Origin of the sequence: Proteiniborus sp. DW1, assembly GCF_900095305.1 — a bacterium.
Classification (GTDB): domain Bacteria; phylum Bacillota; class Clostridia; order Tissierellales; family Proteiniboraceae; genus Proteiniborus.
The window spans coordinates 49943-60921 of the sequence record NZ_FMDO01000052.1 but is presented as its reverse complement, the minus strand read 5'-3'; the positions used below and the strand labels follow the sequence as shown (position 1 = coordinate 60921).

Below are 10979 nucleotides of genomic sequence, written 5' to 3'. Positions count from 1 at the left end.
TTTTTTGTTTTTGGAAAATTAGGTTGAGAGATAATCCCACATAATACTATTTGAATTTATAATAAAATGTAATATAATTTATAAAAAAAGCAATACAATTAATCAGGACGTTTTTTTTATGAAACTTTTCTTTTATTATAAGGGGGAGTAAAAAGTGAATGGTCGTGAACTATTTTCTTCAGGTATGACATTTGACGAATTCGTAAACACTGACACAAGTACTTATAAAGAAAAAACTTTGCAGGTTTTTAATTCAATTAACTTTGAAGATGAATATGTTGAAAAAATAAAATCTATTGATAGAGCAATAAACATACTTGTATGTGCAGAGATGTGGTGCCCCGATTGTATGATAAATGTTCCTGTACTAGAAAAAATGAAGGAACTTAACTCAAATATTAATATTTCAATAGTGAAAAAGGAAGGAAATGAAAGTTTTTTTAGCCAATATACTCATAATGGAATAGTAAAAATACCTACTTTTGTTTTATATGATGAAAACTTTCAGGAACTAGGTAGCTTTGTTGAACACCCAAAAAAAGTAACCGAGGTAGTATCTAAAGGAAACCAGCCTAATATTATAGTAACTATGAGAAAATATAGAAAAGGTGAGTATGCACAGGAAACATTAAAAGATATTCTTGAAATAATACAGAAACAGATGCTCAAAAAAATTTATAACGAATAAGAAATGTTATTTTATTGCTTTTGATATAATACAAAGGGATTTATTGTAAATAGGTTTTAAAAAAGCTTCCTTGATTTTTAATGTTCTGATGGGAGCTTTTTTAAATTTAACCAAAGAGGACGATACTTTAGTCCTACTAATTTTTAAATTATTATTCATCAATTTTGGTGAAATTATTAAACAAGTTCTATTTATGTCCATATTTCTCCTTATACTTAAGTAATACTAGCTTTGACACTAAAAACAGGTGATGATACAATATCTAGTATATCAAGCATAACTTTTATACTAAATGTAGTCTATGGAGGTGCTTTAATGCTATTAAGTGAAAATGCAATAAAGGTTTTAGAGAGACGTTATTTGGCTAAAGACAAAGATGGAAAATTGATTGAAACACCAGTAGATATGTTTAATAGAGTTGCAAGACATATTGCTCAGGCAGATAAAGTGTATGATGAAAAAGCAGACATAGAGAAGATAGAGAAAGACTTTTTTGATATGATGGCTAACTTAGAATTTATGCCAAATTCACCAACCCTTATGAATGCAGGAAGGGAATTAGGTCAGCTATCGGCATGCTTTGTATTACCTGTTGAAGACTCTATGGAAGGCATTTTTGATGCTATTAAGAATGCAGCATTAATACATAAAAGTGGCGGGGGAACTGGTTTTAGTTTTACAAGATTAAGACAAAGAGGTTCAGCAGTTAAATCAACAGGTGGAGTAGCTTCAGGCCCTATAAGCTTCATGAAGGTTTTTAATTCTGCAACTGAGGCAGTAAAACAAGGAGGAACACGAAGAGGAGCTAATATGGGAATCCTTAGAGTAGATCATCCTGATATAATGGAGTTTATTAGCTGTAAGGAAGATTCAAACGAAATTACCAATTTTAATATAAGTGTTGGAATAACTGAAAAGTTTATGGAAGCTGTAGAGAAAGGAGAAAATTATGACCTAATAGATCCACACTCTAATCAAGTAGTAGACTCACTAAATGCAAAAGAAGTATTTGATACTATAGTTAGTATGGCATGGAATAATGGAGAGCCTGGAATAATATTCCTAGACAGAATAAATAAAGCTAACCCAACACCTGGATTAGGTGAAATGGAAAGTACAAATCCGTGTGGAGAGCAGCCGCTGTTACCTTATGAATCCTGTAACTTAGGTTCAATTAATCTATCTAGAATGCTAAAGAAGGTTGGGTCAAAATATGAGCTAGACTACGAAAAGCTTGGAGAAACCGTAGATAAAGCAGTGCATTTTCTGGACAATGTTATAGATGTAAACAAATATCCATTAGCAGAAATAGATAAAATGACAAAGTCAACTAGAAAAATAGGACTAGGAATAATGGGTTTTGCAGATATACTATTTTACTTAGGAATTCCATATAATTCAGATGAGGCTGTAGCATTAGCAGAAAAAATCATGGGCTTTATAGATGAAAGATCTAAGAAAAAGTCAACTGAACTAGCTAAACAAAGAGGAGTATTCCCTGCATATGATAAAAGTATATACAAAGAAAAAGGTATAGAAATTAGAAACTCAACTACTACTACAATTGCACCAACTGGAACCATAAGTATTATAGCAGGAGCTAGTAGTGGTATAGAACCATTGTTTGCAATATCATTTGTACGTAATGTAATGGATAATGATAAGCTTATAGAAGTACATCCATATTTTGAAGAAGTAGCAAAAGAAAGAGGATTTTATTCAAAAGCACTAATGGAAAGAATAGCTTCAGAAGGCACATTAGCTCACATTGATGAAATACCAGAGGACGTGAAGAGGATTTTTGTCACAGCTCATGATATATCACCTATATGGCATATAAAGATGCAGGCTGCATTCCAAAATCACGTAGATAATGCTGTATCTAAAACCGTAAACTTTCCTAACGAAGCTACAAAGAAAGACGTTGAAGAAGTCTATACCCTTGCCTACAGGCTTGGCTGTAAAGGTGTGACTATTTATAGAGATGGAAGTAGACAAGATCAGGTATTAAGCACTAAAAAGAAAGATGAACCAAAGAAGGAAGAAGAAAATAAAGAGAAAACTATAAAGCCTAGAATGAGACCTTCAATAACTCAAGGCATGACAGAAAAGGTTAGAATAGGCTGTGGAAACTTATATATCACTGTCAATTATGATGAGAATGGTATTTGCGAAGTATTTACTAATGTAGGGAGAGCAGGAGGATGTCCAAGCCAAAGTGAGGCAACAAGTAGATTAGTATCTATAGCCCTTAGATCAGGTATGGACGTTAAATCAGTAGTAGAACAATTAAAAGGTATTAGATGTCACTCAACACTACGTCAAAGAGGTACAAATAAGGATATTAAGGTTCTTTCTTGCCCAGATGCTATAGGTAAAGCACTTGAAAGAGTTATGAATACTTATGTAGAAGATGTAAACCCTACAGTAAATGATATTGCCATGGAGATTGAGAGAGAAGCTAGTGAAGACTACTCTTCATGTTGCGTACCCCATAATGAACTAACAATAAGTAATGAAATTTCTGTAGGTGTAGAAATGAAGCCTAAATCTGAAAAAAGCACTTGTCCTGAATGTGGCAATATGGTAGAACATGAGGGTGGTTGTGTAATCTGCCGTAGCTGTGGTTTTTCTAAATGTGGTTAGACTATAGCTAAATAATTCATTTAATAACTGCTTGATAGAGTTTTATACTGAGGTTCAAGTATAGTTTTTCTAATAAAAGATTATGATAATTTGATATAAAACAATATTAGCCATCTAGACATATAAATGATTTTATATTCTAGATGGCCTTTTTAAACTTAAAAATTGTATACTTAAAAGTCTTAAATCAAAATAAGGCTATGAGGTGTATTGCTTAATATATAGAAATAGTTTTATTTAAAAGTTAAGTATTTAGTTTCCTCATTTATTAAATAGGTGCTAGTAAGTTTATATATAGGAAATCAGGAGCAATAATGAATATATACGTTTATAACATCATCTGTTTATCAAAAACAGCTTCAGCGATTCTAACAGCTTCCCTAGCATCTTTGCCATAGTAGTCAGCTCCAATCATTTGAGCGTATTCTTCAGTAAGAACTGCACCACCTACCATGATTTTACACTGTAGTCCCTTTTGTTTTATTTCTAATATTGTTTTCTCCATATTTGCTACTGTAGTTGTCATTAGAGCACTTAATCCGACAAGCCTTATATCGTGCTTGATTATGGAAGTAAGAATATCTTCAATAGATACATCTTTGCCTAAGTCAATGACTTCATAACCATAGTTCTCCAAAAGCACCTTGACAATGTTTTTTCCAATGTCATGAATATCTCCCTTAACTGTTGCTAATAGAATTTTACCTTTATTTATGCTATGTTGCTTGTTGTTATTTAGGTGTTTTTTAATTATCTCAAAGGATTTTTTTACAGTTTCTGCAGATTGTATTAGTTGTGGTAGAAAGATGTCTCCATTTTCATATTTTTCTCCAACCAAGTCTAGGGCAGGAATTATATGAGAGTTGACAATATCCATAGGTTCCACAGTTTTTAGTAGTTCTTCAGTAGCAGTTATAATTTCATCCTTAAGCCCGTTATATATAATGGTTTCAATGTCTTTTTCATATGTAGTTAGGCTTACATGCTTTTTAGAATCTTCAGAAACATTCTTATAATTTTTTATGTAATTTTCAGCATTTTTATCTGTATTAGATAATACTCTAAATGCTCTTATTATATCTGTCATTTCCTTATCATTAGGGTTTATAATAGGGAGGTCAAGTCCATAGGTTAAAGCCATGATTAAAAAGCTTTTATTAAGAAGTTCTCTTTGAGGCAAGCCGTAGGAAATGTTGCTAACTCCAAGTACAGTTTTTACCCCAAATCTAGTTTTGATTTCTTTTATAGCTTTTAGTGTTTCGAAAACTTGGGCTTGATCTACAGATGCAGTAAGAGTGAGACAATCAATAATAATGTTGTTTTTATCAATGCCATATTTTTCAGCAGTGCCTATTATTTTTTCGCATATTTTTATCCTTTCTTCACAGGTCTTTGGTAACCCTTTTTCGTCTATAGTGAGACCAATTATATTAGCACCATACTTCTTAGCAATAGGGAATACTTGTTCCATTAACTTTATATCTCCATTTACTGAATTGATAATAGGCTTACCATTGTAGATTCTAGCAGCCTCTTCAATAACCTGTGGCTTTGTACTATCTATCTGGAGAGGAATATCTAGGATGCCTTGTATTCTCTTTATAACTGTAGACATAGTCTTTGCTTCGTCAATTTCTGGTAGACCAACATTAATATCTAAAATATCTGCTCCTAGTTTGTGCTGATTAATGGCTTCATTTAATACATAGTCCATATTCATAGATATTAAAGCGTTTTTAAGTTCTTTTTTTCCAGTAGGATTTATCCTTTCTCCAACTATTTTTATACTGTCATCAATAAAAACAGTTTTACTTCCAGAGCAAATAGTAGTATATTCTTTAGAAGAAAGCCTTATAGGGGTCTTGTTCTTTAATGACTCAATCATATAACGTATATGGTCAGGATTGGTTCCACAACAGCCACCAAAAATAGCCACTCCTTTGTTTGCCATGTGAACTAATTCTTGTGAAAATTCCTTTGGTCCAAAATTATAGATGGTTTTTCCTTTGTCGTAGTATGGTAGTCCTGCATTAGGTTTGACCATTACTGGAGTTGAAGAATACTTTAGTACCTCGTCAACTATGGAGCTAAGGTCCTTAGGCCCCAAAGAACAGTTAATGCCTAATACATCTACTCCTAAAGCTTCTAAGACGAAGACCATGGTTTTTGGATCTGTTCCCATTAAGGTTCTGCCATTTTCCTGAAAAGTCATAGTTGCAAAAATAGGTATATTTGAATTTTCCTTAGCAGCTAAAATAGCTGCCTTCATTTCATACAAGTCAGACATAGTCTCTATAAGAATCAAATCAACTCCTGCTTTAGTTCCAATTACTATCTGTTCTTTGAAGAGTTCATAAGCCTTATCAAATGATAAAGTACCAGTAGGTTCTAGAATCTGACCTATAGGGCCTATATCTAGCGCTACATAATGGTTTTTTCCTGAATTTCTTGCTATAGCAACCCCAGCTACAATTGCCTCTTTTACAGAATAGGAGGTGTTATTTAGCTTTAGTCTATTTGCTCCAAATGTATTAGTTGTTATTATATCAGAGCCAGCTTCTAAATATCTTTTATGTATATCCATCACTAGCTCCGGCTTTTCAATATTCAATCTTTCTGGTGCTTCTCCTGCTTGAAGTCCAGCTTCTTGAAGCATGGTTCCCATAGCACCATCAAAAAATACTAATCTGTCCTTAAGAATATCCATTATACTCAAAAGTATTACTCCTTTCTATATCTACAGTCTTCATATCTGTCACAACTCATACATCCTTTTTCAGAATAGTTATTATTGCTTAAACCTATAATGGCTGTTATAGATTTTCTAGGTATCATTATAAATTGCTCAGTAACTGTTAACCCTATTTTATCAGCCTGTAAAACTCTTAGCATAGTTGATTGAAGGCTTAATGGTAAATCACCATAGCCAGAGCTATATCTTGAAGTGATATTACAACCATAGTTTTCTTTAGCTATTTTTCTGATTTCTTCTTGAATATGGTTACAAATATTTTCTATTAAGGCAGTAGCACAGGCATCTAGTGTTAAACTTCTAGTTAAATCATGTGTTTTGTAGTATTCTATTCTCTTGTCTATGCTAATTCCTAAAGTAATTCCTAGTAGGACACACCTTGTACAGTTATTAAGATGTTTTGCTATACTTTTTCCTTTTAACTTCATATTCGTATCATTGATTGATATATAATCACATTCATGGCTTATATCATAAAATTTATATATATGCTTAGGGTTGGCAATCTTTAATATTTCATCAATGCAGTCCTGAATATAATCATCATGTCTATGGATGATATTGCTTATACTAATACCTAAATATCTTAAAACCTCTTTTTTATCTATATACATGTATACCACCTAATTCAATTTACTCATTAGATATTTTTTCCTCTGTAACAGCATCTCGTATTTCAAGGAGATTCCTAATAATAGTATTAGCTACTTCTGGTTTATTCATAGTATATAGATGGATACCATCTATTCCCCATGATAGTAAATCGATTATTTGCTCTGTGGCATAAGCTATTCCTGCTTCCTTTAAAGCTTTAGGATTATGTTCATATTTATCTAGAATCCTTACAAATTTTTTGGGCAGAGTAGCTCCAGAGAGAGAAACCATTCTGTTTATTTGATTTTTATTAAGGACAGGCATTATGCCCGCCACTACTGGAATATTGATATTTCTCTTTGCTAATTTATTTTTATATTGAAACAATTTTTCATTATCGAAAAACAGTTGAGTAATTAGAAAATCTACACCAGCATGTACTTTTTCTGAAAGATATCCAATGTCCTTAGCCAAGCTTTTACACTCAATATGCCCTTCAGGATAGCAGGCTGCAGCTATAGAGAAGCCACCAACCTGTTTTATGTGATTAATTAAATCTTTAGCGTATATATATTCTCTTTCTTCACTATGCGCATCGATAGGTGGGTCTCCTCTTAATGCCAAGATATTTTTTATATTATTTCTTTTTAACTCTTTTAGAATTTCTTCTGTATTTTTTTTAGTAGAACTATAACATGTTAAATGAGCTAGGGCTTCAATTTTATACTTATTTTTGATTGTAGAAGCTATTTCCACAGTTCTATCCTTGCTACTACCACCAGCACCATAAGTAACACTAATAAAATCTGGATTTAGTACTTTTATTCCTTCAATAGTATCATATACTATATCAACGGGTAAACCCTTCTTTGGAGGAAAAACCTCAAAAGACAATACAGGTCTCTTTTTAGAAAAAATATCCCTTATGAACAATGTACTTCCCCCTTATAGATTGAATTCTGTTGCTATATCACTAATAACCTTGTTCTTATCACCTTTGTCTACAACATATGATGTATAAGTTTCGCTGTTTGCTATGTGTTTAATCATTAAATTATTGGAATAGAATATTTTGAGTAGAATAGAATGATAATCAGTTATCTTGTTAATTCCTGAGCCTATGAGTGAGATTTTCATGGAATTTTCATCTTTTGTAATCTTCAAGTCCTTGCTTGGTACACATATTAGTTTTTCTATACTGTCAACAATTCCATAATCATCTCTTGAGCACATAAAGGACATACTCATATATCCATTAGAAACATTTGAAATACTAATAGTATTTATATCGATACCTAAATGTGTCAATAAATTTAAGATGCTCATTATTTCTTCTTTATTGCTATTTGTACTTTCAATAGTGATTATGGCACAATTCTCATCCACTGCTAAACCAACTATTTTTGATTCTTCCACAGTTTCTGCCCCCCTTATAGTAGTTCCAATGTTACCAGTAATACTAGATGCCAAGTATATAGGAACTTCGAGTTGTTTTGCTAATTGAACGGCCCGTTTTTCCAAGACTTTTGCACCTAAGGTTGATAAGGCTAGAACCATATCATAACTTATGTAGTCTATTTGCCTTGCATTAGGATATAATCTTGGATCTATAGAATATATTCCGTCAACATCAGTATATATCTCGCAAGGGCAGTTTAATTTACCTGCTATTGCAACAGCAGATGTATCAGAACCTCCCCTGCCTAGTGTTGTAATATCACCTTTACTGTTTACTCCTTGAAAGCCTGTAATTATAACAACTTTTCCTTCCTGCAGGTATTCTAGAATAATGTTTTTGTCCAGGTCCTTAATTATTGAGTTAGTATGTTCACCTTCTGTTATGATCCTTGCTTGTGCTCCTGTTAAAGAAATAGCATCTAAGCCTAGCTCCTTTAGTGCCATGGCTAATAAAGCTATGGTTTTTTGCTCTCCAATTGACAATAGTACGTCTAGTTCTCTTTTATCAGGTAAAGGAGATATCTGCTTAGATAATTTAATTAGCTTATCTGTAGTATTACCCATGGCTGAGACTACAACGATTATATGGTAGTTATCTTCCTTTTTTGACTTTATTTTTTTTGCAACATTTTTAATTTTTTCAATAGTACTTATTGAAGAACCCCCATATTTTTGTACGATTAAATTCATTGTACTAAGCGCCCCTCTCCTGCTTCTATTCTTGAATGGAAGCAACTCATATGCACTTTAGACTTAGTCATTCTGATGATTTTACTTATAGCCTTCTTAGAGATCCAATCAAAAATAATAATTAGGTCCTTAGATTTACTGACTATGTTATACTTTGAACAAGACGAGGATATCCCATCTAATATGTAGTCAAGATCCCTTTCATTATTCGAAGAAAACCTAAAGTAGTAACTACCATCAAAAATTGGATATGTACTTTTCCTAGAAGAATTCTTTAGAGTGATTTTCTCGTTTTTGTGCGTATTCTTTACAATATTTAGTATATCTAGAACTACAGAGTTGGCAGTTGGAGCCTTACCAGCACCAAGCCCGTAGAAAAGTAGTTCACCTGTGTTTGCACCCTTTAGAGAAATAATATTAAAGGCATCCCTTACGTTAAAGTAGAAAGAATTTTTATTTACTAACACTGGTTCCACACTTGCATGAATAATATTATTTTCGATTTTAGCTTTACCAATGAGCTTAGGAACCAGGTTAAGTTCTTTAAAGGCACTTATGTCTGCTATGCTTATCTTATCTATTCCTCGACAAGCTATGTAATCAGGACTAACTACTTGATGAAATGCAATAGTTGATATTATGGATAGTTTTCTAGAAGTATCGTATCCCTTTATATCATCAGTAGGATCGAATTCAGCATATCCCTTTTTCTGTGCTGTTTTTAGGGCTTCATGAAAAGAAACTTCTTCATCATACATTTTTGTGAGAATATAGTTGGTAGTGCCATTTAATATACCTTCAATTTCGCAAATATCATTTATATTAACTTCTTGGATTAGTGGTCTAATTATTGGTATTCCTCCACCGACACTAGCTTCATAAAGGAAGGCTCTTTTATTTTTTTCTGCTAGGTTCAGAAACTCATACATATTGGAAGCCACTACTGCCTTGTTTGCGGTAACGACATGCTTTCTTTTTTTCAACGCATATTTCAAATAATCATAAGCAAGCCTTTTATCACTCATTACTTCTACAACTATATCAATTTCAGGATCGTCCAATATGTCACTTGGGTTTATTGTAAGTAAGCTCTTATTAAAGTCTATTTGTCTACTTTTGTTTACATCTTTGACTAATATCTTTTTGATTTTTATGCTGTGACCGAATTTATCTTCAAAAATAGTTCTTTTTCTACTGATAATCTCATATACACCTGATCCAACAGTACCTAATCCCATAAGTCCAATATTAATCATTTATTGATTCACACTCCTTACTAGACATTCACATAGCCAGTTTGTAAAGAAAAGGGTTCTGTGTGCATTCCACTTCATTTTGGGAAGTGAATTTATATTATCATTATTAAAATAATTCACTGGAACCTTAATAGCCTTTCCAAGCCTTATATCTCTTTCATATTCTTTTTTTAATGTTTCTGCACCATATTCTAAATGACCAGTTATATAAATTTCTGATAAATTCTTATTTGCAACTAAAAGCGTTCCTGAATCCTTGCTAGATGATAGAATATCAAGTTTTTGTTCTTTGCTCCTGATATCTTGTTCATTAATTGAAAAGTATCTAGAATGGGGAACTAGAAAATCATCGTCAAATCCTTTCATAAGCTTGTTATTCTTATCAAGAACTTCATGCGAAAAAACACCAAATATTTTCTCTTCTACATTATGCTTTGGTATATTGTAGTTATAATAAAGTCCTGCGATGGCTCCCCAGCATATGTATATAGTTGATTTTATATATTTTTTGGAGAAATCAATAATTGATGTAAGTTCATCCCAATATTTGACTTCTTCAAATTTCATATTTTCTAGAGGTGCACCCGTTATAATCAAACCATCTAAGGTATCTTCATCTATATCCATTATGGACAAGTAATAGTTTCTCAAATATTCAATACTACAATTCTTTGGTATATAGGATTCTAACCTAAGAAAATGAAGACCTACATTAAATGGGACCTGAGAAAAAATATTTATAAACTGATGCTCAGTTTCAATTTTATTGGGCATTAGGTTTAAAATCCCTATATGTATTTTTTCTAACACATTGATATGTGATCTTCTAGCATTCCTTTTTTCTGAAATATCACTTAAAGGATTATTTAATTTTCTTTGAAAATTGTTCATATTT

8 protein-coding genes are annotated in these 10979 nt (G+C 32.2%); 2 read left to right on the top strand and 6 right to left on the bottom strand.

Annotated features, from left to right (window positions below; all coding sequences use genetic code 11):
• The first annotated feature begins 154 nt into the window (after window positions 1-154).
• Window positions 155-688: a thioredoxin family protein gene (locus DW1_RS12970; protein WP_143474425.1), complete on the top strand. Its 534-nt coding sequence runs from the start codon at window positions 155-157 to the stop codon at window positions 686-688.
• A gap of 315 nt (window positions 689-1003) precedes the next feature.
• Window positions 1004-3334 (top strand): vitamin B12-dependent ribonucleotide reductase, encoded by a 2331-nt coding sequence (locus DW1_RS12960; protein ID WP_074351111.1) that lies wholly within the window; start codon window positions 1004-1006, stop codon window positions 3332-3334.
• Between the two features lie 328 nt (window positions 3335-3662).
• Here DW1_RS12960 and DW1_RS12955 read toward each other — a convergent pair whose 3' ends face one another.
• Genes DW1_RS12955 through DW1_RS12930 form a run of 6 tightly spaced genes read right to left on the bottom strand, consistent with a single transcriptional unit; the run spans window position 3663 to window position 10975 of the window.
• Window positions 3663-6050 (bottom strand): homocysteine S-methyltransferase family protein, encoded by a 2388-nt coding sequence (locus tag DW1_RS12955; protein WP_074351110.1) that lies wholly within the window; start codon window positions 6048-6050, stop codon window positions 3663-3665.
• 5 nt (window positions 6051-6055) lie between these two features.
• Window positions 6056-6700 carry a vitamin B12 dependent-methionine synthase activation domain-containing protein gene (locus DW1_RS12950; protein ID WP_074351109.1) on the bottom strand — a complete coding sequence of 215 codons (645 nt, stop codon included), beginning with the start codon at window positions 6698-6700 and terminating at the stop codon, window positions 6056-6058.
• Window positions 6701-6719: 19 nt separating this feature from the next.
• Complete coding sequence (gene metF / locus DW1_RS12945; RefSeq protein WP_074351107.1) at window positions 6720-7613, bottom strand: methylenetetrahydrofolate reductase [NAD(P)H]; 894 nt, start codon at window positions 7611-7613, stop codon at window positions 6720-6722.
• A 12-nt stretch (window positions 7614-7625) separates the two neighbouring features.
• On the bottom strand, window positions 7626-8828 hold the full coding sequence (locus DW1_RS12940) for an aspartate kinase (RefSeq protein ID WP_074351105.1): 1203 nt from the start codon (window positions 8826-8828) through the stop codon (window positions 7626-7628).
• Window positions 8825-10084 carry a homoserine dehydrogenase gene (locus tag DW1_RS12935; protein ID WP_074351103.1) on the bottom strand — a complete coding sequence of 420 codons (1260 nt, stop codon included), beginning with the start codon at window positions 10082-10084 and terminating at the stop codon, window positions 8825-8827. Before DW1_RS12935 ends, DW1_RS12940 begins: the two co-directional genes overlap by 4 nt.
• Entirely contained in the window at window positions 10085-10975 is an 891-nt protein-coding gene (locus tag DW1_RS12930; RefSeq protein ID WP_083605679.1) for a homoserine O-succinyltransferase, read from the bottom strand.
• Between the last annotated feature and the right edge of the window lie 4 nt (window positions 10976-10979).